Annotated in this window: 1 protein-coding gene; it reads left to right on the top strand. The window is 31.7% G+C overall.

Annotation, left to right across the window (positions count from 1 at the left end; translation table 11 throughout):
- On the top strand, nt 1-186 hold a 186-nt coding region (locus tag JEM65_RS21320; RefSeq protein WP_306465107.1), incomplete at its 5' end, for a DapH/DapD/GlmU-related protein.
- Nucleotides 187-259 lie beyond the last annotated feature (73 nt).

Raw genomic sequence — 259 nt, 5'->3', positions numbered from 1 at the left:
AATGAATCTAATTTACCAGTAATCATTGAAGATGATGTCTGGATAGGAAGAAACGTAGTAATATTGCCTGGAATCCGTATTTCAAGTGGATCTATTGTTGGGGCTAACTCTGTTGTTACTAAAAATATTTGTGCTAACTCAATTGTAGGAGGTGTTCCTGCCAAATTTATTAAATTTCGTCAATGAATTCTTTAATAATCCATAACATTAAATTGTATGCTCCTATTGATTCGTCAGATTTAATTGAATATGCGATTTC

It is taken from the genome of Gelidibacter salicanalis (genome assembly GCF_016469035.1).
Lineage (GTDB): Bacteria > Bacteroidota > Bacteroidia > Flavobacteriales > Flavobacteriaceae > Gelidibacter > Gelidibacter salicanalis_A.
Note: the sequence above shows the minus strand (reverse complement) of the source record. Positions and strands in the feature narration are given on the sequence as shown.